Genomic DNA, 22222 nt, shown 5'->3' with positions numbered 1-22222 from the left:
CGATCAGCGCTTCGCCGGATGCGGCGCCTGCCCGGCCCGCATCCGGCGAAGCGGCGAAACCCGGTCGTATCGCGCGTATTCGGGCCTTCCGAAGACGGATCGCCTGGACCGAGGAGATACGATCGTGCCGAATCGCGCGGGGACCGGACCTGTGCGAAGTGGTCGGAGGTGGGCTTAGGCGTGGCGAAACCGATGCGTTCCGACCGGTGGACCGGCGCGGACCTCGACCACCTACCCGAAAACGGTTTGCACTACGAGGTGCTGAACGGCCAGCTGGTGGTCAGTGCGCCGCCCACCACCCGCCACCAGGTGGTGCTGCACGGCATGGCGCATGCGCTGAACGCGGCGCTGCCCGATGACGACTACGAAATCGGTTACGGCCTCGGCGTGCTGATCGGCCAGGACGAACCGATACCCGACCTCATCGTCACCGCCAGCCCGATCGATCCCGACCTGTCCAGGGTCCCCGCGGAACAGGTGGTGCTGGCGATCGAGGTGGTCTCCGAGTCGTCGCGCATGGCGGACCGCTCGATCAAACCGCTGTTGTACGCCGAGGCGGGCATCCCGCACTACTGGCGTTGCGAAATCCAACCGGTCCACCCGCAATTGCCAGGTGAACTACCGCCGGTGGTATTCACCTACGTCCTCGGCACCGACGGCTCGTACCAGCTGACCCACCGCGTATCCGCGGGCGACACCGTAACCCTGCGCATCCCGTTCGAATTCTGCGTCGACCCGGCTGCCCTGCTGTCCGTTTGAGACCCCGGTCGATGCAGTTGCCTCCGGAGCACGGGCGGTCACTGCCGCCCTTTCGCGTTCGGGACCAGCGCGAGCAGTTCGTCGACCGACCATTGGTCGTCGGCGTGTTTGCCGTGCTTCGATGCCAGCACCGTGCCGTCGGGTGTGATGAGGAAGTCCGCCGGTAGGCCCAGCCGTCCGCCCTCGGCGGTCTTCGGCGGAGCGGCCTTTTCGCCCCGGCGGATCGCGCGGAGCTCGTAGGCGATACTTCGCGCGATGGTGGGCCATGCGCGTGGGTCCAGCAGGGCGCGCGGGGCGGATTCGACGCCGAATTCTCGGTAGAGCACCCGGTTCGGGTCGGGTATCACAGCGAATGGCAGATCGGCCGTGTAGGTGCGCAATGTGGCTGCGCTGGAATGGAATACGACTACTTCCCGGATATTCGCGGCCCGGATCTCGGCGTCGCGCGTGGCGAACGTGCGCAGGTGCAGGTTGCATACCGGGCAGCCGGCGAAGCGGCGGAATTGCAGGTGGGTCAGGCGATCTGGATCCGGCACCTGGACCGGCTCGTCGTGGACGGACAGCAGCGTGCGGCGCGATATCTGGCTGGGTAACGACATGAGAGCTCCCTGATTCGTAGGCGTATGTCGTACGCCTACGAATCAGTATGCGCGTATCTTGTACGCTGTCAATCCATGCCCCGGCCCAAAACGCTGACGAATTCGGCCCTCGCGGACGCCGCGCTCGCCGTGATCGACCGCTCCGGTCTGTCCGCGCTCACCATGCGGGCGGTGGCGCAACGGCTGGGCATGGCCACCATGTCGCTGTATCGCTATGTGCCCGACCGGGATGCGTTGGAGGTGCTGGTCGTCGATCGGGTATTCGGTACCGTCGATCCCGTCCCGCCGGACGAGTCCGATTGGCGGATGAAGATTTTCACCCTGCTCGATCGGATGCGGGCCGCGGTGTCGGAGCATTCCGAGGTCATTCCCCTGCTGCTGCGGCACCGGCAGGCCGCCGCCTCGACCCGCACGATCGAGGCGATGCTCGCGGTGCTCACCGAGGCGGGATTCACCGGCCGCGAGCGCGTGATCGCACAGCGCACCCTGATCGCATTTCTGCTGGGCCACCTGAACAACGAGCATTACGCCGCGCTGTCCGGCCTCGGCACCGCCGCACTGGCGAGCCTGCCCGCGGCCGATTACCCGCATTTGACCGAAACCGCCGCGTTCGCCCGGACGATCGCGCCCGTCGACGAATTCCGGGCGGGCGCCGAAATCGTACTGCGGGGGTTGGTCCCCTAGCCGAAAAGTGCTGCGATATCGATGGTTTCGGCCATGGCCGCGGCGCCCGCGTCATTGAGGTGCATGCCGTCGCCGCAGTCGAATTCCGGACGGATGTAGTCCGGGCGTTCCGGATCCTCGACCGCGGCGGCGACATCGAAGACGCCGTCGAAAATATCCGTGGTGCGCAGCCATTCGTTCACTTCGCGGCGCGCGGCGAGGGATTTGGCGACCGACATTCCCTCGTAGACGCAGCCCGCGTACGGGCCGATGGTCGCGGCGTGAATGGGCAGGCCCGCCGCGTGCGCGCGCCGGGCCAGCTCGGTGAATCCGGCGATGAGCTCCGCCGCGGTGGCGGGCGGCTGCACCGGATCGGCCATATCGCCGATGATCAGATCGTTGATGCCGAAGTTGATCAGCACCCGCCCGACACCGGGGGTGGCGAGTACGTCGCGATCGAAGCGGTCCAGCGCCGACTCGCCGATCTCGGCGCGCAGCAGGCGATTTCCGGCGATGCCCTGGTTGACGGCCCAGCCTCGGTCCAGCCGTGCGTTGAGCACGTCGATCGACCGCCGATTCGCTCCGACGCTGGTGCCCACGCCGCCGAACCAGGAATCCCCGAACGCGACCGCCACCGGAATGTCATCGGCCGCAAGGACATCTACGCCCGAGACGAAGAAACGTTCGGAAACCTCCTCCGCTCCAGGCAGTTCGGCGTCTCCGGTGACATTTCCCGGTGCCACATATGAGTTTTCACCGGCCTCGTGCAGGAAGGTGGCGAGCCCGGTCGGCCCCGGCAGGTACAGGCTGAGCACCAGGTCGTCGCCCGCGGTCACATCCAGTTCGACCGGGTCGCTGATCATCTCGGCTCCGGTCGGCACGGTCACTTGCTCGGCGCCGGAAAAACGCAGCGGCGCATCGGTTTCGGCGACAATTCCGGCCCCCGCCTTGCGCAGCGCCACCCGAGCGGCGCCGATCGTCAGCGGCGCCTGCCCGTAACGATTGGACAGCCGCACGCGCAGCTGCTCGCCGCCACCGGCGAGGTGCAGTACCTGCCGCACCGTCTGATCGGTGAATTCGCGGGACACGGCCAGCTTGATCTGCTCGTACGGGCTGACCACCCCGGAGCGGAAGCCGGCGATCCAGCGGCCGGTGTTCGACATTGCACCCTCCAATGTTTGACGCGAGGAATATTTCCTGTGCATGTTTCTACTGGTAGATATTCCTCGTGTCAACTATCCGCTAAGCAACTTACTGCGGTAGGTTGGTCGCATGGACCTGTTCGACGATCCGCGACTCACCAGCGTCGGCCTGCTCTTCGAGGCGTCCAATGGAATGCTGGCCAAGCTGCGTCCGGTGTTCGAACGACACGGACTGTCCGGCCTCGACTCGAATGCCCTGATGCGGCTCAGCCGATCGCCGCGGCGGCGCCTGCGAATGACCGATCTGGCCACCCAGACCGAACTGTCGACCAGCGGCGTCACCCGCCTTGTCGATCGGCTGGAGCGCGGCGGGCTGGTGCGGCGCGAGCTGGATGCCGCCGATCGGCGCAGCGCGTACGCGGTGCTCACCGCCGAGGGGGAGCGGCGATTGGCGAATCTGCTGCCGGAATACCTGGACTGCGTCGATCGCTGGTTCGTCGAACTTTTCACCGAGGACCAACTCGCCGATCTGGTCGCCAAACTGCGGCGGATCCGCGACGCCGCCAATCCGGAGGCGGTCGCGGGCGTCGAGTGATTATTCGGATTCCGCTGCCACGGAATCCGATTCGAGCGGCCGACGGCTAAACCGCGCCGATGTTCCGAGACCTCGCGGTCTGTGGGCCGGTTCCTGGCATGTCGACGCCGGAACCGGCCCACAATCAGTGAATAGACCGTCGTCACCAGGAGTGAGCGCCATGCGCGAACCCAACGCACTGAGCGACGAACACCGGGAAGCGTTCTGGCGCAGCTGCGGATGGTCGCCGGACCTGCCCGAGGAGCAACGTCGCGCCATCGAAAACGATTGGGACGACGAATCGATCGAGGCCGCCGAGGCGCTCGGCTGGAACTGCGGCGCGGAATGGATGGACCACACGACCAACCGCCGTCAGCGGACAATCGTTGCCTCCCAGGTGGATCCGATCCTGAACTACTTCGGCAAATGCCCGGCGTGCGGGTATCCGGCGCGCGCGTCGACGATCAATGTCCAGTTCGACGACGGCTCCTCGGCCGCGCTGGTCGTGGCGACCTGTGGTCTGCCGTGCGGTTGGAACGGTCCGGTGGTTCCGTCGACCATGACCTGACAACGCTCAACGGTGCCAGAATGGGCGGGTGGCGAATCTCGGCCCCGGCCGCCCCCGATCAGCGCAGCGGCACCGCCGCGGCCGCACGCCGCGCGCCGAAATCCTCGATGCCGCCGCCGAATTGTTCACCACCAAGGGCTATGCGAACACCTCGACCCGCGCCATCGCCGACGCGGTCGGCATCCGGCAGGCCTCGCTCTATCACCATTTCGCGGCCAAGGACGACATTCTCGACGCGCTGCTCGCCGAAACGATCGCGACCTCACTGGAACTCGCCGCGCGCCTGAACGCGGCGCCGGATCCGGCCGCCGCCAAGCTCTATGCCATGGCTTGGTTCGATGTGCGCCAATTATGTACCGCGGGCTGGAATCTCGGCGCCCTCTACCTGCTGCCGGAGCTGCGCACCGAGCGATTCGCCGCATTTCGGCTGCGCCGCGACGAATTACGCGGCCACTACGAGATTTTCGCCACGGCGGTCGGCGGTATCGGCGGCGCCGAGGTGCTGCCGTTCCGGCTCGTCGAAACCGTGATCAATATCCGCTCCGACGCGGGCGCGGTACCCGCCTACGCCGAGCACACCATCCCCGATGCCGCGCTGCGGGTGCTCGGCTGGTGCGGTGAATTCACCGAATTACGCGGCGCCGCACGGTCGTTGCTGGAGCGGCTGGCGCCGCAACCGATCCGGCCGCGGTGACGGGTCAGCGGGTGGTGGGCGGGGCGATCTGCCAGTAGTTGTGCAGCGCGCCCGCGATCTCGGGCAGTACGGTCACCGGAACGCGCTTGCGCCGCAGCATCTCCCGGATCTCCGTCACCTGCTCCCGCTTGCGCAGGTCATAGGCGCCCGCGACCGGGCCCACCACCGGCGGTATGGAAAGCAGCACCAGCTCGCCGTGACGTTCGGCGCCCGCGGTGAGGTCCAGTGCCAGGGTCCAGCGGGCGCGCTCGTCGAGCGCGAACCGCCCGGCCACCACGCGATCCCAGCCGAAGCTGGACACCGACCACGGTTTGCGCCGGTAGATGGCCTCCTCGGCGAGTACGACGGAATCCCTGGTGAACAGCAGCGCCAGCGTCGCGATCGCGAGGACGATGCCGATGAGCAACCCGGTGAACACCCGGTTGATGCCGAAGCCGATCACGAACCCGGCGCAGACGGCGCCGAGCACCAGCAAGCCGATCGCACTGTAGCCAAGTACCCGCCGAGCGGGCACAACACCCGCGTGCACCGTCGTCAATCCCGGCCTCCGTGTCCGACCTCATCCGGCGCTCCCCGCCCCAGATCCACCTGGGGGAAGCCGTTGGGGTGGGGTGACGCCGGTGTACCGAATGCAACGCTACCGCGCTGAAACCGCACCGACCAGGGCGAACCATGTGCGAATCCGCACACGGACGCGCCGGTCATGCGCCGGGCGGCACCGCCGAGGCGACGGGGGGAGCCGCCGCGCCGACCGTCTCGTCGGTGATTTCGGCCCTGCTGTGCCGCCGGTCCATGGCGATCAGCGCGACCGCGGTGGCCACGAAGATCGCGACGTATACGGCCGCGCGCACCGGATGCCAGTTCCCGGCCAGCAGTAACGACATCACGATGGCCTGGCCGACCAGCAGAGCTCCGGTATATGAGTGATTTCTCCCCATGCCCGCCGATCATGCCACCATTCGCGGGTCGTCGTACACCCCGCGCAACCCCCAAATCGGCTGGGCCGCAAACATACTCGGAGACGAATAAGGCCGGGTCGCGCCCGTTGCGCGGCCCGGCCCGATCCGGCTCGTTCAGACTCGCGCCCTGACGAACTTATAGATCACCAGCAGGATCACCGCGCCGATGATGGCACCGATGAAGGAGTGGGTGACCGGTGGGTGCACGCTGAATTTGTGCGGCGCGAACACCAGACTGCCCAGCGTGCCGCCGACGTAACCGCCGAGGATGCCGAGCACGATCGTGCCGATCCAGCCGAAATTCTCTTTGCCGGGGACGAGCAGGCGGGCGATCGCCCCTGCGATGAGACCGATGACGATCATCGAGATGATGCCCCACATGGTTCGCTCCTTCGTGCGGACGGCGAGTGACGAGTACAGGATGACGGATTTCCGGGTACGCCGGGTGACAAACACCTTGCCGCGCGTCGCGGCGGTATTTCGTCGGCATTCGGCTATTCGTCGCGGGTTAACCTCGTTCGCCGCGCAGAGCGGCCAGTTCGTCGGCGCGCGGATCATCGACCAGATGTGAGCGCGGACCCTCGAAGGTGAACACCGACCGGGTGCCCGTTTCGAAGGGTGCCCAGCCCGGATCGCCATGCTTGGCGAATTCGACCCAGGCCGCATGCATTTCATCGGCCAGCCGCTGCGGCGGATTCGGCCCGGTGAATTTGTGTGCGACGGCGAGCGTGTCGAAGACGAACGGCAGTTCCAGCACATGACAGGCGCCGATGCCGTCGATGCCGCTGGGCCAGGCGAATTCGTAGACGAACGTCGGCTGTCCCGCGGCCGCGTTGATCTCGGCGGCGGCGACGGTGTCGTTGCGGAAGGCCTTGTCGGTGATGATCGCGTTGAATACCTCGGCGGCAGGCCGGCCCGGTCGGTTCGCCGAATAGACCTCGGCCACCGCGGGATCCACGCCGTACCTGGACAGCAGCGGCGGCAGGTTCGCGTCGGTGATGCCCGCGGCCACCCCGGTGGGAACGGTGAAGAAGCGGAATTCGTCCGCGGTCCAGCCGGTCAGCAGCGGCAGTGTCCGATCCGGATGCGCGGCGAGGACATCCACCGCCCGGCCCTCGACCAGCTCACCGTCGACCACCGGGAAGAAGCTGAGCACACCGAGTCCGTTGGCGATCACCGTCTCGCCCCAGCGCCTCGGGTCCGGATCGGACATCAACGCGAGCGCGACCGCGCTCTGCGCCGGTGGCAGTTGATCAGCTTCCAGGGCGCCGAATGCCGTTGTGGTCGGCTCGATTCCGAGGATCTTCGCGGCCTCCCCGGCCACCAGTTGGGCGTCGTCGGGCGCACAGACGATCGATGGCCCGCTCTGAATGATCGCTCGGCGGAACAACCCCCGCGCCGTTCGCGAGGCGGCGAGCAGACCGGTGCTCAGTCCGCCCGCCGATTGGCCGAAGAGGGTGACGTTGTCCGGGTCACCGCCGAAGGCGGCGACATTGTCCCGCACCCAGCGCAGCGCGAACACCTGGTCCAACAGGCCCCGATTGGACGGTGCGCCAGGGATTTCCGCGAATCCGGAGATGCCGAGCCGATAGTTGATCGAGACCAGCACGATGCCGTCGCGGGCGAATGCGGCGCCGTCGTATATCGGTTTCGAATTCGCGCCGCGGACGAACGCGCCGCCGTGTATCCAGACCATGACCGGCAGCCCGGACCCGCCCGGATCCGGGGTCCACACGTTGACGTTCAGGTATTCCGCGCCCGGAATCCGGTCGCTGCCGAACAGCGCATGGACCGGCGGTGGATACTCCGCCTGGGCGCAGGTCGGCCCCAACGCCGACGCATCCCGTACCCCGGACCACTCCGCGACCGGCCGTGGCGCTTCGAATCTCGCCGGGCCCACCGGCGGCGCCGCATACGGGATGCCGAGGAACACGCCGATGCCGTCCTGGATCGTCCCGCGAACCTTGCCGCCCGTTACCGACACAATGCTTTCCATACCGACTCCTTTGTCACCTGCATTGTCCATAAGGCGCGGCACGGCGACTACCGTCTGGTGTCATGCGAAACCCGCGGGTACTGGTCACGGGGGCCAACGGCTACCTGGGTAGCGCGGTGGTCGAAGCGCTGCTGACCGCCGGGCACCAGGTGGTCGCGCTGGTGCGCGGTGACCGGTCGCGGGTGCCGGACGGGGCCGTCGTGCGGTCCGCGGATCTGCTTGATCCCCAGGCGCTCTCGGCGGCGGTCCGGGATGTCGACGCGGTCTGCCACCTCGCGGCGCTCACCCGCGTCCGCGAATCCGCCGCGGCGCGGGCGCAATACGTCGTCATCAATGTGGACGGCACCGGGAATCTGCTGGATGCCATGCGCGCGGCCGGAATTCGCGGTCTGGTCTTCGCGTCCACCGTCGCCGTATACGGCACGCCCGACCGGCAACCGATGCCGGAGGAGCTGCCCGAAGACCCGAGACACCCGTACGCCGAAACCAAGCTCGCCGCCGAACGCCTCATCGAATCCCGGACCGCCACAGGCGATTTAGCGGCGAGCGTGCTGCGGCTGTGCAATGTCGCCGGTGGTCCGGATCCGGATCCGACCCGGATCCTGCCGCGCATTCTCGCCGCGACCCCCGAGCAGCCGCTGCGCGTCAACGGCGACGGTTCGGTGATCCGCGACTACCTGCACATCGCCGATGCCGCATCGGCTTTCGCGGCCGCCGTGGTCCGGCTGCCGGATCCGGGCGGGTTCCGGCGCTACAACATCGGCAGCGGCGTCGGCACCACATTGAACGGCTTGATAGCCGCCATCGCCCGGATAACCGGCCGCGCCATCCCGGTGGAATACGGGCCGCCGGTCGCCGAACCGCCGTGCCTGATCAGCGACAGCACCCGGGCGAATTATGAATTGGCCTGGCGGCCAACGTATTCCACCATCGATGCGATTATCCGCGGCGCCTGATCCCTACGCCTCCAACGCGACAGCCGCCTCGGCGGTGTAGATGAGAAAGGTCAGGCTCTCCTGGAAGTACAGGTGCACGAACTCGGCGTCATGGGACAGGTAGCCGATCGAAAGGTCCTGCCCCAGTTGCAGATCGAAATCGCCGCCGCGGGTGGTGAGCACGAAGGCGCCATCGATGGCCGGGGCCCAGATGATCTCGCCGTCGGGGAGCAGGCGTTCGATATGGGTGCGGATGGGATGACCGTGGTCGGAGGTCTCACTGACCGCCGTGTAGAGGTCGGCGCTGAGCGCCACCGAATACGGCCCGTCGACACCGGCCAGGCGCAGCGCCGAAACCGCCTGCGTCACCGCCTCGGGCACCAGCCTCGGATCGGTCGGCACCTTGATCGACTGATTGGAGGAGGCGGCGCGGATACCGGTGATGTTGGCGGCCTCGTAACCCTCGAAGATGGCGCGGTCCTCGGCGAAGGCGATCTTCTTCGCCGCGTCCTTGACCGCGTCCAGGTCGGTGTCCTTGGCCCCGCGCTCCACATTGTCGAGTTCGTCGCGGGACAGCCGGAACGGCACCCGCAGCTCGACCAGCGGCGCCACCGCGCGCTGGCGAGCCTGCACCCCCTCGTCGGGCGCCGCGATCGGCGTCGTGTAACCGAGGCCGACGGCCGAATACGCGGTGCCGTGCGGCCCGGACAGATCGACCACGCGGCGACCGGCGATGTGCCGCTTGAAGGTTCGGCTCGCCTCTTCCTCGATCGCCGACCAGGCCTCGGCGGTGATCGGCGCGAGCTCACGGTGGAGGTTGTTCATGACTGCGTACTCCTTTTCAACGTGCCGATACCGAGGGAACCGTCCCCACCGGGGTCAACGCCGTTGGCGGGCAGGGATTCCCGGACATCCGCGACCGCGGCTTCGGGCAGGTCGTCGAAGAACGCGGCGGGCGGGGTGAAGAACAGGGTGCCGGTGATCGCGGTGGAGAAGTCGAGTATCCGGTCGTATGCGGCGTCCTCGGTGCCCTCGAACATCCGCTGGATCATCGTCTCCAGCTTGCTCGGCGTCGATGCGTAACCGATGAAGTACGTGCCGAATTCGCCGTCGGCCACGCTGCCGAACGGCATATTGGCGCGCAGGATCTGCAGCTGATCGCCGTCCGCGTCGTACACGGTGTTCACCGCGACATGCGAATTCGCCGGTTTGGTTTCGTCGTCGAGCTCGAAATCCTCCAGCTTGGTCCGCCCGATCACCCGCTCCTGCTCCGATACCGGCAGCGCGCGCCAGTCCGGCATGGCGTGCAGATATTTCTGCACGATAACGTAACTGCCACCGGCGAATTCGGGATCCTCGTCGCCGATCAACGCGGCCGCGACCGCCCCGGAACCCTCCGGATTCTCGGTGCCGTCGACGAAGCCGAGCAGATCGCGCTGTTCGAAATAGCGGAAGCCCGTTGTCTCGTCGACGAAGGTCACCGCGCCGTCCAGCCGCTCGCCGATCGCCATGGCCAATTCGAAACAGGCATCCGGGGTTTCGGCCTTGATGTGGAACAGCAGATCGCCCGGCGTCGCGGGCGCTCGATGCCGGGCGCCGGCGAATCCCGGAAATTCGTGCAGTTCGGCCGGTTTCGGCCCGGCGAAGAGCCGATCCCATGCGGCGGACCCGATCGAGGTGATGCACGCCAACCCGGACCCCGGCACCCGGAAGCCGACGGAACGGCGCAAACCGGGCAGCTCGGCGAGCAGATCGCGGACCGTATCAACGCCGTCCGCGTCGATGGTCGCGACGAGGAACAGCGCGGCCGGGGACAGCGGTTCCAGAATCGGCTGCGGCTCACCCATGCCATCCAGCCTAGAACCCTTGACAGGTGGATCGGCCACCCGGCACGTCGATTCGGCGGGTAACCGACCTCATTCGGCGGATTACCAGCTACTGCTTGGCGACCGTGAGCAGGAAGGCGACATCGTCCACCGCCTTGACGCTGTGCCGGGCCTTCGGCACCACGAGCAGGTCGCCCGCCGAACCCTTCCATTCATTGGATCCGCTGATCAAGGTGAGGGTGCCGGACAGCACCAGCAGCGTGGCGTCGCCCGCATTGTCGTGCTCGGCCAGGCTCTGCCCGGCGGTGAGACCGACGACGGTCTGCCGCAGGGCGTGCGCGTGGCCGCCGTATATCGTTTGCGAACTGCGTCCGCTCGTGGCGGTGGCGGCCAGCTTCAGCTGTTGGCGCGCTACCGCGGTCAGCGATTTCTTGTCCATGGACCGCCTTTCGCAGGGCATCTCAGCCGGTATCCGGCTGGGCGAACGGGCTGATACCCAGGAGTATGCCGGACGGGTCCGGTCCGCGGGTCGGGATTGCCACGGCCGTATTCGATCCGGCGTGTTCTCGTGGCGAATACCGTTGTGCAGCCGAAGATACCGATGCGGAGAGTTTGCTGGTATTGCCGCCGGGTAGCGGAGTGCATCAGGCTCGCGTGTAGTTGCGTACCCGGAAGCGCAGGCCGCCCGTGGATTCGCGCCACGGCTCCGGGGCATCGGCGACCCACTCCGGCCCGATGACCGGCGCGTACGCATCGCCCGCGATTTCCGCGTCCACCTCGGTAACCCGCAGCTTGGTGGCGAAAGGCATTGCCGCGCGGTAGATTTCACCGCCACCGGCGATCCAGACGGTATCGTCGCCCGCCAGCTCGAGTGCCTCGGTGATCGATCCGGCCCGCTCCGCACCCTCGGCCGACCAATCGGGCTGCCTGGTGACCACGATATTGCGGCGCCCGGCCAGCGGGCGGAACCGCGGCGGCAGTGAATCCCAGGTCCGACGGCCCATCACCACCGGATGGCCCATGGTGGTCTCCTTGAATCCGGCCATATCCTCCGGAATTCGCCACGGAATGGTATTGCCGGAGCCGATGACGCCATTCCCGGTCTGTGCCCAGATCAGCGCGACGGTTCGCGTACTCACACCGCCACCGGCGCCTTGATAGCCGGATGATGCTGGTAGCCAACGACTTCCACATCCTCGTAGCGGTAGTCGAACAGCGTCGGCGCGGGATGCAGGCGCAGCGTCGGGAAGGGGTACGGCTCGCGGGTCAACTGTTCGGTGACCTGCTCGACATGATTGTCGTAGATGTGCACATCGCCGCCGGTCCAGATGAAATCACCGGGCAGCAGCTCGGTCTGCTGCGCGACCATGTGGGTGAGCAGCGCGTAACTGGCGATATTGAACGGCACCCCGAGAAACAGGTCGGCGCTGCGCTGATACAGCTGGCAGGACAGCCTGCCGTCGGCGACATAGAACTGGAAGAAGGCGTGGCACGGCGCCAGCGCCATCCGGTCCAGCTCGGCGACATTCCAGGCCGACACGATGATCCGCCGGGAATCCGGATTGGTTCGCAGCGTCTGCAACACCTGCGCGATCTGATCGATATGGGTGCCGTCGGGCGTCGGCCAGGACCGCCACTGCACGCCGTACACCGGTCCGAGTTCGCCGTTCGCGTCGGCCCATTCATCCCAGATGGAGACCCCGTGCTCCTGCAGCCACGCCACATTCGAATCGCCGCGCAGGAACCACAGCAACTCGTACACGATCGACTTCAGGTGCACCCGCTTGGTGGTGATCAGCGGGAAGCCCTTCGACAGGTCGTAGCGCAGCTGGTGCCCGAAGATGCTGCGGGTGCCGGTACCGGTGCGGTCCGCCTTGGGCGTTCCGGACTCCAGCACCAGTCGGAGCAGATCTTCGTACTGAGTATCGGTGGTCGCCACGCCTCACCACCTTACTGCCGGGCGCGTGGCAAGCTCTGGCGCATGCGCAAGCTCTACGTGATCGGCATCGGCGCCGGCGATCCCGACCAGGTGACCGTGCAGGCCATCAAGGCCATGCGCGAGGTGGACGTGTTCTTCGTCATCGGCAAGGGGGCCGATAAACGCGAACTCGTCGATGTGCGCACCGCGATCCTCGCCGAACACCTCGATTCGCCGTACCGGATCGTCGAAATCCAGGACCCGCCCCGCGACCGGACCCCCAACGACTACCGCGCCGTCGTCGACGAGTGGCACGAGCGCCGCTCCGAACTGTTGGAGGAGGCGTTCGCCGCGGTCGACGGGGTCGGCGGCATCCTGGTCTGGGGCGATCCGTCGCTGTACGACAGCACCCTGCGCATGCTCGACCGCGTCATCGCCCGCGGCAACCAGACCTTCGACTACGCGGTGATACCCGGTATCACCAGCGCGCAGGCCCTCGCCGCCCGGCACCGCATCGTGCTGCACCGCGTCGGCGAACCCCTCCACATCACCACCGGCCGCAAACTCCGCGAAGACGGTCTCGGCCCCGGCTCCACCCTCGTCATGCTCGACGGCGACTGCGCCTTCACCGACATCTGCGGCGACGACATCCACATCTGGTGGGCCGCCTACCTCGGCCTCCCCGACGAAACCCTGATCGAGGGCCCACTGCGCAAGGTGGAGGACGAAATAGTCGACCTGCGCACCCAATTGCGCGCCGAAAAGGGCTGGATCATGGACATCTACCTGCTCCGGCGGGGGTGAACATCGCGGTCGCCGACCTGTTTGCCGTCGAAGTGGGATGATGTGGTGGGCGATTGACACGCACGTTCGTGGGTGAGCATACGGAGGCGAAGGATGATGATCGGGATGGCGCCGATTTCGCACGGGCAACCGATCAGCGTGGAAGAATTCGACGCTCTGCCTGTCGACAACAGCCATCGTTACGAGATCGAGAACGGACTCTTGCTCGTGAACGCCCGCCCAGCTCCGCCGCACAGCCGCGCCATCAAACGCCTGGCCGCCCAGCTCGACAATCAGCTGCCGCCCGGGCTGGAATCGTTTCCCGAACTCGAAGCCGAGTTGCCGATAGGCGGGTCACCGCGGCGAGCGCCCGACCTCGTCGTCGCCCCCATCGAAGTCGACGAGCAGGTCCGCGTGCTCAGTGAGCAGATCGCGTTGATAGTCGAGGTCGCATCGTCCGGCGATTCCGCTGTGCGCGACTGCACTACGAAAGCGAGTGAGTATGCGGCCAATGGAATCGCCCACTACTGGGTGATCGATATTTTGGATACCGAAGCGCCGGGGTTGACCGTCTACACATTGGATGGTGCGGGCGGGTACCGAATAACGCCGCGCGCCACCGGCATAGTCAAGGTGGAGCAGCCCTTTCCTTTGACCATCGATCTCGACGATCTCACCGCGCGGCGCACTGTCGAATAGGTGCCGGACCGCATTTGTCGGTGGGTCCGGGTAGCCTGGGCGCGTGCCTGAACTGCCGGAAGTGGAGGCGTTGGCGCAGTTCCTGCGGGAGCATGCGGTCGGCGCGGTGGTGGGGCGCGTCGATGTGGCCGCGTTGAGTGCGGTGAAGACGTTCGAGCCGCCGGTGACGGCGTTGTCCGGGCGGGATGTCACCGGGGCGGGGCGGTGGGGGAAGTTTCTCGGAATGGATTGCGGTGGGCTGTGGTTGATCACCCATCTGTCGCGGGGTGGCTGGTTGCGGTGGATCGATGAGCCGAGTGCGACACCGCCGAAGCCGGGTAAGGGTCCGCTCGCGCTGCGGGTGCACTTCTTCACGCCGGAGGGCGCGACGCCCGCATTCGATTTGACCGAGGCGGGCACCAAGAAGCGGCTGGCCGTCTATATCGTCGAGGACCCGAAGACGGTGCCCGGCATCGCCAAACTCGGCCCGGACGCGCTCGCGGTGAGCGAGGACGAATTCGCCGCGATCCTGCGCGGCGCCGCGCAGCGACTCAAGACCGCCATCGTGGATCAGTCGCTGATCGCCGGTATCGGCAACGCGTATTCCGACGAAATACTGCACACCGCAAAGCTTTCACCCTTCGCTAATACCAAAACCCTTTCCGCGGAGAAGGTTTCGGAACTCTACGCGGCCATGCGCGCGGTGCTGACCGACGCGGTCACCCGATCGGTCGGCCAGGACGCGGCCCGGCTGAAGGGCGAAAAGCGTTCCGGCATGCGGGTACACGCGCGCACCGGCGAGGCGTGCCCGGTATGCGGCGACACCGTTCGCGAGGTCTCCTACGCCGAACGCTCGTTCCAGTACTGTCCGACCTGCCAGACCGGCGGCAAGATCCTCGCCGACCGCAGGATGTCGCGGCTGCTGAAGTAGTTCACGACCGTGTCGCGGCCAGCGTCGGCGCGCAAACCCCTTCCCAGGCAAGGCGTTTGGCGCGATCCGGATCGTCGACCAGCCGGGTCGGCGCGTCGATGATCAGCGTGGTCCGCCGGTCCTCGGTGTAGCCGGGCCAAGCGGGCAGCGGCGTCCCGGTGCGCGCGAATTCCAGCCAGTTGTCCTGGATCTGACGGGTCACCTCGCGCAGGCCGCGCCCGCCGCCCGCCGCGGTGACCGCGCGGCCGATGGCGGTATCGGTGAGCCCGAATACGGGTATGAGCTCGCTCGCGTGGGTGGCGCCGAATCCGGTGAGCCGCAGCGCGCGCGGTGCGAAGTCGTACCGGTACGCGTAGGTGGGCGCGAAGCGGCTGTGGCCTGCCATGATCGTCACCGAGGGCCGCCAGAAGGTGAAATCGCCGCCGGCCCGTACCGCGGCCCGTCGCCCGGGATAGCCGGAATATGCTGCGGCGACCCGGGATTCGCTTTCGGCGCCGATGGCGGCGCGCAGCTCTGCCGGCCGGGTCGGCAGTTCGCCGGGATTGCGGGCGAACAGCGTGCCCTCGTCCCGATTGGTGCCGATGATCAGCGGCAGCCGATGCGCCGTTCCGTCGACCAGCGCGTCGATCGGCGCCTTCGGCAGGAAATCGCCGTCGACCTCCGGCGCGATGAGGTAGACGCCCGGCCGTTCCCGGCGCACCCGGGCGGCGAGCCTGTCGGCCGCGCGGCGGATATCGTTCGGGACCGCCGCGAGCAGCGCTTCGGCCGCCTCGTCGGGGCGGATGCCGAGTTCGTCGAGGCAGCAGCGCGCGAAAGCCCTTGCGTCCGTTGTGCTTACCGCCCAGTCGGCGGGAGGGCTCTGTGCGATGCCGCGCCGGAACAGTCCGCTGGCCGCTGGCGTCGCGAACAGGCTGAGCACCGCGTGCGCGCCCGCCGATTCGCCGAAGACGGTTACGTTATCGGGGTCCCCGCCGAAGGCCGCGATATTGTCGCGCACCCACGCCAGCGCGGCTACCTGATCGCGCAACCCGAGATTGGTGTCGAAAATCCTTGTGCCCGTGGAGTACTCGCTGAAGTCGGCATATCCGAACGCGCCGAGCCGATAGTTCAGCGTCACCACGACGACATCGCCGCGGGTGGCCAGCCGCCCGCTGGGATAGGTTGCCGAGGTGCCGAACAGATAGCCGCCGCCGTGGATGAAGACCAGGACGGGGCGCGGTGTCTCGGACGCGGCCACCGGCACCGTGACATTGAGTGTCAGGGCATCCTCGCCCGTCGGCTGGAAGGTGCGCAGCCCGGTGCGCGCCCCGGTCCGGTGCTGCATCGCGGCGAAGCCGAATTCGGTCGCCGCACGCACCCCGGACCACGGCTCGACCGGCTGCGGTGCGCGAAAACGCAGCTCTCCCACCGGCGGCGCGGCATAGGGGATGGCGCGCCAGCGCAGCACCCTGGCGCCGCGACTGCCACGCACTACTCCGGCCGCGGTCGGGATTTCTGTCTGAGCCACCATCATTCACCGATGGTAACCAGCCCGCCGCGCCTCCAACAGACGTAACCAGAATTCGCTCGCCGCCGGGAAGGCGGGCACTGCGTGCCAAAGCGTCTCCAGCGGCACCCGGCCGACCACCGCGACGGTCGCCGCATGCAGCTGCTCACCCATATCGGGTCCGACGAAGGTCGCGCCGAGCAGCGTATCGGTCGCCGCATCGATGACGAGTTTGGCATGTCCGGCGAAGTCGTTGCGCGCCAACGCGGTTCCGGCCACCGCGATATCGAGATCGACCACCTCAACCGCATGTCCGGCGTCCCGGGCCGCCGCCTCGGTCAACCCGACCGCGGCGACCTCCGGCTCGGTGAATACCACCTGCGGTACCTGCCCGTTGTCCGCGCTCGCGGAATACCGCGGACCGTTCAGCGGCCTTCCCTCGGCCCGCGCGCCGATGACGTCACCGCACACCCGCGCCTGGTACTTGCCCATATGCGTGAGCAGCGCGCGGTGATTCAAATCGCCTACGGCATAAAGCCATTCGCCGTCAACGCCGGTGACGGTGAGGTGATCGTCAACGGATACATACCCTTCCGGCAGTCCGACGGTCTCCAGCCCGAGACCCGCGGTGGCCGGGGTCCGCCCGGCGGCCACCAGGATCTCGTCGGCGATCAGCTCGGCCTCGCCCTGCGCGTCGCGCACGCGGACGCTCACCGGGCCGCCATGTATCCAGCCCTCGCCGGTGTCCTTCGCGGCGGGCCGGTCCACCGAGACGGGCGCCGCGCCGAACCGCACCCGCACACCGGCCTCGGCCAATCCGGCGGCGACCCGCTCGCCCGCGAACGGTTCCACCGCGCCGAGCAGCGACTTTCCACGCACCAGCAGGGTGACCTCCGCCCCGAGCGCGGCCAGCCAGGTCGCGGCTTCGCAGGCGACGACACCGCCGCCGACGATGACGATCCGGCCGGGAACCTCGTGCAGATTGGTCGCGTCCCGGGAGATCCACGGTAGTGCGGCGCGCAGCCCCGGAATATCGGGAACGTTGGCGGTGGTGCCGGTGGCCAGTAACACCGCATGCCTGGCCCGCAGCGTCCGGCCGCCGACCTCGACCAGCCGCGGACCGGCCAGCCGTCCGCTGCCGCGCACGATATCGATCCGGTTGCCGGTGGCCCACTCGACCTGCGAGGCGTCGTCGTGGTTGTGCACGAACTCGTCGCGCCGCCGCAGCACGGCGGCGATATCGAGTCCGGTCGCGTCCAACCCGTCCATCGCACGCGCTTCCGCCAGCACATGGCCGGGCCGCAACAGCGCCTTGCTCGGAATGCAGGCCCAGTACGAACATTCCCCGCCGACGAGCTCGCGCTCCACGATGGCCGCGGTGCGCGTGCTGCCCGCGATGGCATAGGCCGCGGCATTCTCCCCGGCCGGTCCGCCACCGAGCACGATGACGTCATATTCGGTGGTCATCGGATTACTGCAGGTAACCCTCGACCTGGGTCGCGGAATTGGCCTCCGCGGTGTCGGGCGATTCGCCGCGGTCGATCCGGGCGCGCCGCTGGCGCAGCAGATCCCAGCACTGATCGAGCATCACTTCCAGTTCGGCCAGCTGCTGGCGCTCGGTCTTCGGATCGAGGTCGCCGCTGGTGGCCTGGGCGCGCAGCGCGTGCTCGCGGTCCACCAGTTGTTTGATGCGGGCCAGGATGTCCTGTTCGGTCATGCGGTCAATGCTACGGCCGCGTCAAACAGTAACCGGCGATGCGCACCGCCGTCCCGAGCGCCGACTCCGGCAGCGCGGCATAGCCGAGGCTGATGCCGAAGGTGTGCGCGGGGCCGATGTGGTGGCGGCCGAGCCCGTCCAGGTAGACGCCGCGGCGGCGGGCGGCGGCGGTGATCCGCAGCTCCTCCTCGGCCGACTCCAGCGGTATCACCACATGCGATCCGGCGTCGTCACCGAGCACCGTGAGCCCGCGCCGGTGCAGTTCGTCGACCACCAGCGCGCGCCGGGGCGGCATCTCGCGGCGCAACCTGCGCAGGTGCCGGGCCAGATCGCCGTTGCCGGCCAGTTCGGCCAGCACCAGCTGCCCCGCGGGCGCCGGGCCGGTTCCGGTGCGGTCGCGGTGCGCGAGCACCGCATCGGCGATGCCCGGCGGCGCGACGAGCCAACCGGCGCCGAGCGTCGGGGTGAGAATCTTGCTCGTCGTGCCGAGATGCACGACGACATCCGGGGCCAGCGCGGCCAGTAGCGGCAAAGGCGCGGTGTCATAACGCAATTCGCCGTCGTAATCGTCCTCCAGGATCAATATGCCGTGCCTGCGCGCGAATTCGACGAGTTGCACCCGGCGCGCGGCAGGCATCCGGCCGCCGAGCGGAAATTGGTGCGCCGGAGTGCAATACACCGCCCTGATGTCCTGCGGCAGCCGGTCGACCCGCAATCCCTCGGCGTCCACCGGCACCGGAAGCACCTGAACCCCGGCCGCCCGGAACGCGCCGACCGCGCGCTGATAGCCCGGATTCTCCATCGCGATCCGGTCGCCGGGCCGCAGCACCGCCGCCGCGAATTCGCTGACCGCGGAACTGGTTCCGCCGGTAGCCAGGACGACGGTGCCGCCGCCCGCGGTCAAACCCCGGTGGCGCAGCAGGTGTTCGGCCACCGCCGCGCGGTAATCCGGTTCGCCCGCACGGTCTTTCCTGATTCGCGGCGCCTGATCCGCCGCGGCCCGCCAGGCCCGGCGCCACGCGGCCGGATCGATCGTGTCGGTGCACGGCGCACCGGGTCCGAGGTCGAGCAGGTCGGCGGAATCATCCTCGGGGACCGGCATAATCGTGCGCGGCTCGGTGATCTCCGGCGCCGCGAGCAGATAGGTGCCCGAGCCCTGCTTACCGCTGATCCACCCCTCGGCGTGCAGCTGGTCATAGGCGGCGGCGACAACGGTGCGGCTCACCGCGAGCTGGTCGGCCAGCGCGCGGGAGGAGGGCAGCCGATCGCCGCGCTGCAGCACGCCGCTCGCCGCCGCGGCCCGCAGACCATCGGCGACCTGGACCGATAATGGCGCAAGGCCTTTGCGATCCAGTTTCAGCGGCAGTTCGTGGAAGTTGTTCGGCATCGGTCCCCCCGAAGTGGTCTTTGGATTCAAAGGCGAATTGGCTATTCAAGGATGCCATTCTGTCCGGGAGGCTTAACGCATGAGTGCCCCGAGAACTCCGCTCTCGCCGACGCCGCGCAGCACGCCGAAGAGGTTGAAGGAACGGGCGCGTTCGGATCGCGCCGAACTGGACGCGGTGCTCGACGCCGGGCTGGTCTGCCATCTCGGCGTGCTGTTCGACGGTGCTCCCGTGGTGCTGCCCACCGTGTACGGCCGCGACGGCGACACCCTCTACCTGCACGGTTCCACCGGAGCGGGCAATCTGCGGGCCGCGTTGCGCGGGCCGGTCTCGGTCGCGGTGACGCTGGTGGACGGGGTGGTCTACGCGCGCTCGGCGATGAATTTCTCGATGAACTACCGCTCCGCCGTCGTACACGGCCGACCGGTAGAGGTGACCGATCCGGCGCGACGGCTGGACGCGCTGCGGGTGATCATCGAACACAGCGCGCCGGGCGCGTGGGACCGGGTGCGCAGGCCGGACAAGAAGGAACTGGCCGCCACGATCGTGCTGGCCCTCGATCTCACCGAGGCGTCGGTCAAGGTGCGGTCCGGCGACCCCGGTGACGACGCGGCGGATATCGCGACCGGCGGGATATGGGCGGGCGTGCTGCCACTGCGTCAGATTTGGGACGCGCCGATCACTTCCGCCGATCTCGAACCAGGAATTCCGGTGCCGCAGGATGTTTCGGAGCGGCCGGAACCGGGAAGGTTGCCTGTGCGCCGGTGAATTCCGGACGTGGGTCATCCCCTGGCGGGGAAGCGGTTGGTGCGTCGGGGCCGCGTACGAGCCGTCGGTCCGCTGAGTGGACCGGCATGGCATCGGGTCCGTCGCACGGGCAGAATTGGGATCCTGACGCATCGAACCGAGGGGGCCGGGATGACCACGTCGATCGAATTGCTTTGTTTCACGGTGGATTCGGCGAATCCGAAGGCGCTCGCGGAGTTCTACCGCGCGCTGCTCGATTGGCGCCTCTACCACGAACAGGACGCGTACTCGATCATCGGCAACGGTTCGGCCGTACTCGGTTTCACCCGGGTCGACGGGCATGTCGCCGCGCCGTGGCCGGACGATCCGGCGCATTCGAAGGGCGCGCACATCGATCTGAAGGTGGCCGACACGGCGCAGGCCATCGCCCGCGCCGTCGAATTGGGCGCGACGGTACCGGATTTCCAGCCGGGTCACGCACCCGACCGTGTCTCCCCGAATCAGTGGACCGTGCTGCTCGACCCGGAGGGACACCCGTTCTGCCTCGTCGAGTTGCCGGAGTCGATCGGCTGAATTCCGCTCAGTATCACCAGAAGGTGAGCGGTAGGCCCAGCTCCGCCGCAGGCTTGCGGATCAGGTCGCGCAGTTCGGTCGTCGTTCGGATGTGTGCCGGGTCCAGGCCGACCAGCGCCATCGTGTAATCCGCGTCGATGCGGGTCAGGTAGCCCGAAAGTCTGGTTCGTGGGAGATGATTCGCGTCGAGGCCAGGGTGGATGGCCCGCGCGGCGACCCCGACGCACCGGTGCGGGCCGAGTGCGCGCAGGGAATCGGGCAGCGTCCCGATATTGGAGCACAGGATGTCTCGCTCGCCCGCGCCTCGCGACAGCGCGTACGCCAGGCGGTCCGGGATCAACTGCAACAGCTCCTCCGGCATGCCGCCGGGGCTGGACATTCTTGATTCGTATGCGGCCCTGGCCTTTTCGCGGATAGTCGCGGGGTTGTCGATGCGATCGACAGTGATGGACGTCATCGCGAGGTCGTTATGGACGCGGGGTTCCGCGCGGGTGTCGACCGGAAGGCTCGCCTCGATTGTCTCATTGGGAAAGCCGCTGTCCCACAGCGCTTTCGCGACGAGGTAGATGAAGAGGCTGTTGGCAGTTCCGCCAGCTGTCGCGGCTACTCGGTCCCAATCGGCGGACGGGCATTGCAGGACCGCGCCCACCGTCGGCACGAGGCCGGTGCCCGCACGCTCATCCGGTGCCGCAGCGGCCGGTTGCCGCGGTATGCCGTTGCGCAGTGCACGGGCCGTACCGCGCAGGACAATCCACCATTGCCGCCGCGCGTCGGCCCAATCCGAAACAGGGGATGCGGGCGGTCGGGAATCCGCCGAATCCGGCGTATCGATCGCGCGCAGCGCGATATCCACCGCGAGCGCGAGCGCCCTACCGTCGGCGAGCACATGCGAACAGGTCAGCGCGACAAGGGTTCCGCCGTCGTCCAGCGCGGTCGCCGCGAGCCGCCAACCGGGCCCGGATTCGGGATCGAGGTCGTTGCCCTGTCCATCGGCCCAATCGAGCAGCCTCGCGACAGGAATCGGTTCATCGGACAACTCGAGCGCGTGCGAGCGAATGTTCGGCCGCCAACCGCGGCGGGCGCCGGGTACCCGCGGACGAATCACCCTGCGCCCCAACGGTCCAACGCTGAGCTCGGCGTGTAGCCTGCGCAGCAGTTCCGGATCGATTCGGTCGGCGGTGCGCCAAAGTCCTTGCAGCACTATCGGTGTGCCCAAGCCGCGGTGGGTGCGCAGGAAGATCTCGTCGACGACACTCAACCGGTCTACCGCGTCCCCGTAGGTGCTCACC

Annotated in this window: 27 protein-coding genes; 11 read left to right on the top strand and 16 right to left on the bottom strand. The window is 67.8% G+C overall.

Features of this window, described 5'->3' with window-relative positions:
- The first annotated feature begins 180 nt into the window (after positions 1–180).
- Positions 181–759 (top strand): Uma2 family endonuclease, encoded by a 579-nt coding sequence (locus F5544_RS40710; RefSeq protein ID WP_225725584.1) that lies wholly within the window; start codon positions 181–183, stop codon positions 757–759.
- A gap of 38 nt (positions 760–797) precedes the next feature.
- Here F5544_RS40710 and F5544_RS40705 read toward each other — a convergent pair whose 3' ends face one another.
- Positions 798–1358: a peroxiredoxin-like family protein gene (locus F5544_RS40705; protein WP_167478067.1), complete on the bottom strand. Its 561-nt coding sequence runs from the start codon at positions 1356–1358 to the stop codon at positions 798–800.
- A gap of 75 nt (positions 1359–1433) precedes the next feature.
- Between F5544_RS40705 and F5544_RS40700 the strand changes: the two genes are divergently transcribed.
- On the top strand, positions 1434–2042 hold the full coding sequence (locus F5544_RS40700) for a TetR/AcrR family transcriptional regulator C-terminal domain-containing protein (protein WP_167478066.1): 609 nt from the start codon (positions 1434–1436) through the stop codon (positions 2040–2042).
- Here F5544_RS40700 and F5544_RS40695 read toward each other — a convergent pair.
- Complete coding sequence (locus F5544_RS40695; RefSeq protein WP_167478065.1) at positions 2039–3184, bottom strand: GDSL-type esterase/lipase family protein; 1146 nt, start codon at positions 3182–3184, stop codon at positions 2039–2041. The genes F5544_RS40700 and F5544_RS40695 overlap by 4 nt on opposite strands.
- Before the next feature lie 109 nt (positions 3185–3293).
- On the opposite strand from F5544_RS40695, the gene F5544_RS40690 reads away from it, so the two are divergent.
- From F5544_RS40690 to F5544_RS40680, 3 genes are all read left to right on the top strand, one after another.
- A complete protein-coding gene (locus F5544_RS40690) occupies positions 3294–3758 on the top strand; it encodes a MarR family winged helix-turn-helix transcriptional regulator (protein ID WP_167478064.1) in 465 nt (154 codons plus the stop codon).
- 160 nt (positions 3759–3918) lie between these two features.
- Positions 3919–4305, top strand: coding sequence for a hypothetical protein (locus F5544_RS40685; protein WP_167471248.1), 387 nt, complete (start codon positions 3919–3921; stop codon positions 4303–4305).
- 28 nt (positions 4306–4333) lie between these two features.
- Positions 4334–4999, top strand: a complete 666-nt coding sequence (locus F5544_RS40680; RefSeq protein WP_167478063.1) for a TetR/AcrR family transcriptional regulator — start codon at positions 4334–4336, stop codon at positions 4997–4999.
- Positions 5000–5003: 4 nt separating this feature from the next.
- Here F5544_RS40680 and F5544_RS40675 read toward each other — a convergent pair whose 3' ends face one another.
- The 4 genes from F5544_RS40675 to F5544_RS40660 form a co-directional block, all read right to left on the bottom strand.
- Positions 5004–5528, bottom strand: coding sequence for a hypothetical protein (locus F5544_RS40675; RefSeq protein ID WP_238847541.1), 525 nt, complete (start codon positions 5526–5528; stop codon positions 5004–5006).
- A gap of 172 nt (positions 5529–5700) precedes the next feature.
- Entirely contained in the window at positions 5701–5937 is a 237-nt protein-coding gene (locus tag F5544_RS40670) for a hypothetical protein (protein WP_167478061.1), read from the bottom strand.
- A gap of 135 nt (positions 5938–6072) precedes the next feature.
- Positions 6073–6339: a GlsB/YeaQ/YmgE family stress response membrane protein gene (locus F5544_RS40665; RefSeq protein ID WP_167479837.1), complete on the bottom strand. Its 267-nt coding sequence runs from the start codon at positions 6337–6339 to the stop codon at positions 6073–6075.
- 127 nt (positions 6340–6466) lie between these two features.
- Positions 6467–7954, bottom strand: coding sequence for a carboxylesterase/lipase family protein (locus F5544_RS40660; protein WP_167478060.1), 1488 nt, complete (start codon positions 7952–7954; stop codon positions 6467–6469).
- Between the two features lie 62 nt (positions 7955–8016).
- Between F5544_RS40660 and F5544_RS40655 the strand changes: the two genes are divergently transcribed.
- Positions 8017–8910 (top strand): NAD-dependent epimerase/dehydratase family protein, encoded by an 894-nt coding sequence (locus tag F5544_RS40655; RefSeq protein WP_167478059.1) that lies wholly within the window; start codon positions 8017–8019, stop codon positions 8908–8910.
- Between the two features lie 3 nt (positions 8911–8913).
- Here the strand turns inward: F5544_RS40655 and F5544_RS40650 are convergent, their stop codons facing one another.
- The 5 genes from F5544_RS40650 to F5544_RS40630 all read right to left on the bottom strand — a co-directional run bounded on the left by F5544_RS40650 (position 8914) and on the right by F5544_RS40630 (position 12654).
- Positions 8914–9714, bottom strand: coding sequence for a family 1 encapsulin nanocompartment shell protein (locus F5544_RS40650; RefSeq protein ID WP_167478058.1), 801 nt, complete (start codon positions 9712–9714; stop codon positions 8914–8916).
- The gene (locus F5544_RS40645; RefSeq protein ID WP_167478057.1) at positions 9711–10736 is read right to left on the bottom strand and encodes a Dyp-type peroxidase; all 1026 of its coding nucleotides are present in this window, start codon (positions 10734–10736) and stop codon (positions 9711–9713) included. Before F5544_RS40645 ends, F5544_RS40650 begins: the two co-directional genes overlap by 4 nt.
- 88 nt (positions 10737–10824) lie before the next feature.
- Positions 10825–11154, bottom strand: a complete 330-nt coding sequence (locus tag F5544_RS40640) for a cupin domain-containing protein (RefSeq protein WP_167478056.1) — start codon at positions 11152–11154, stop codon at positions 10825–10827.
- Positions 11155–11359: 205 nt separating this feature from the next.
- On the bottom strand, positions 11360–11854 hold the full coding sequence (locus F5544_RS40635; protein WP_167478055.1) for a dihydrofolate reductase: 495 nt from the start codon (positions 11852–11854) through the stop codon (positions 11360–11362).
- Complete coding sequence (locus F5544_RS40630; protein ID WP_167478054.1) at positions 11851–12654, bottom strand: thymidylate synthase; 804 nt, start codon at positions 12652–12654, stop codon at positions 11851–11853. Before F5544_RS40630 ends, F5544_RS40635 begins: the two co-directional genes overlap by 4 nt.
- Before the next feature lie 42 nt (positions 12655–12696).
- Here F5544_RS40630 and cobF point away from each other — a divergent pair, with 42 nt between their 5' ends.
- From cobF to F5544_RS40615, 3 genes are all read left to right on the top strand, one after another.
- Complete coding sequence (cobF, locus tag F5544_RS40625) at positions 12697–13437, top strand: precorrin-6A synthase (deacetylating) (protein ID WP_167478053.1); 741 nt, start codon at positions 12697–12699, stop codon at positions 13435–13437.
- A gap of 93 nt (positions 13438–13530) precedes the next feature.
- A complete protein-coding gene (locus F5544_RS40620) occupies positions 13531–14115 on the top strand; it encodes a Uma2 family endonuclease (RefSeq protein WP_167478052.1) in 585 nt (194 codons plus the stop codon).
- 43 nt (positions 14116–14158) lie between these two features.
- On the top strand, positions 14159–15025 hold the full coding sequence (locus F5544_RS40615; RefSeq protein WP_167478051.1) for an Fpg/Nei family DNA glycosylase: 867 nt from the start codon (positions 14159–14161) through the stop codon (positions 15023–15025).
- A gap of 1 nt (position 15026) precedes the next feature.
- On the opposite strand, the gene F5544_RS40610 is transcribed toward F5544_RS40615, so the two are convergent.
- The 4 genes from F5544_RS40610 to F5544_RS40595 are packed head-to-tail and all read right to left on the bottom strand — an operon-like array spanning position 15027 to position 19615.
- The gene (locus tag F5544_RS40610) at positions 15027–16535 is read right to left on the bottom strand and encodes a carboxylesterase/lipase family protein (RefSeq protein ID WP_167479836.1); all 1509 of its coding nucleotides are present in this window, start codon (positions 16533–16535) and stop codon (positions 15027–15029) included.
- A 3-nt stretch (positions 16536–16538) separates the two neighbouring features.
- Positions 16539–17978, bottom strand: coding sequence for a dihydrolipoyl dehydrogenase family protein (locus F5544_RS40605; protein WP_167478050.1), 1440 nt, complete (start codon positions 17976–17978; stop codon positions 16539–16541).
- 4 nt (positions 17979–17982) lie between these two features.
- Positions 17983–18228 (bottom strand): DUF2630 family protein, encoded by a 246-nt coding sequence (locus F5544_RS40600; protein ID WP_167478049.1) that lies wholly within the window; start codon positions 18226–18228, stop codon positions 17983–17985.
- Between the two features lie 10 nt (positions 18229–18238).
- On the bottom strand, positions 18239–19615 hold the full coding sequence (locus F5544_RS40595) for a PLP-dependent aminotransferase family protein (RefSeq protein WP_167478048.1): 1377 nt from the start codon (positions 19613–19615) through the stop codon (positions 18239–18241).
- 79 nt (positions 19616–19694) lie between these two features.
- On the opposite strand from F5544_RS40595, the gene F5544_RS40590 reads away from it, so the two are divergent.
- Together F5544_RS40590 and F5544_RS40585 are read left to right on the top strand one after the other, a co-directional pair.
- Positions 19695–20381 carry a pyridoxamine 5'-phosphate oxidase family protein gene (locus F5544_RS40590; protein WP_167478047.1) on the top strand — a complete coding sequence of 229 codons (687 nt, stop codon included), beginning with the start codon at positions 19695–19697 and terminating at the stop codon, positions 20379–20381.
- Positions 20382–20531: 150 nt separating this feature from the next.
- Positions 20532–20933, top strand: a complete 402-nt coding sequence (locus tag F5544_RS40585) for a VOC family protein (RefSeq protein WP_167478046.1) — start codon at positions 20532–20534, stop codon at positions 20931–20933.
- 13 nt (positions 20934–20946) lie between these two features.
- Here F5544_RS40585 and F5544_RS40580 read toward each other — a convergent pair whose 3' ends face one another.
- Positions 20947–22221, bottom strand: a complete 1275-nt coding sequence (locus F5544_RS40580) for a hypothetical protein (protein WP_238846922.1) — start codon at positions 22219–22221, stop codon at positions 20947–20949.
- Position 22222 lies beyond the last annotated feature (1 nt).

Source organism: Nocardia arthritidis (genome assembly GCF_011801145.1).
Taxonomy (GTDB): domain Bacteria; phylum Actinomycetota; class Actinomycetes; order Mycobacteriales; family Mycobacteriaceae; genus Nocardia; species Nocardia arthritidis_A.
The sequence above is the reverse complement of the archived record's forward strand: the minus strand, read 5'-3'. Positions and strand labels throughout refer to the sequence as shown.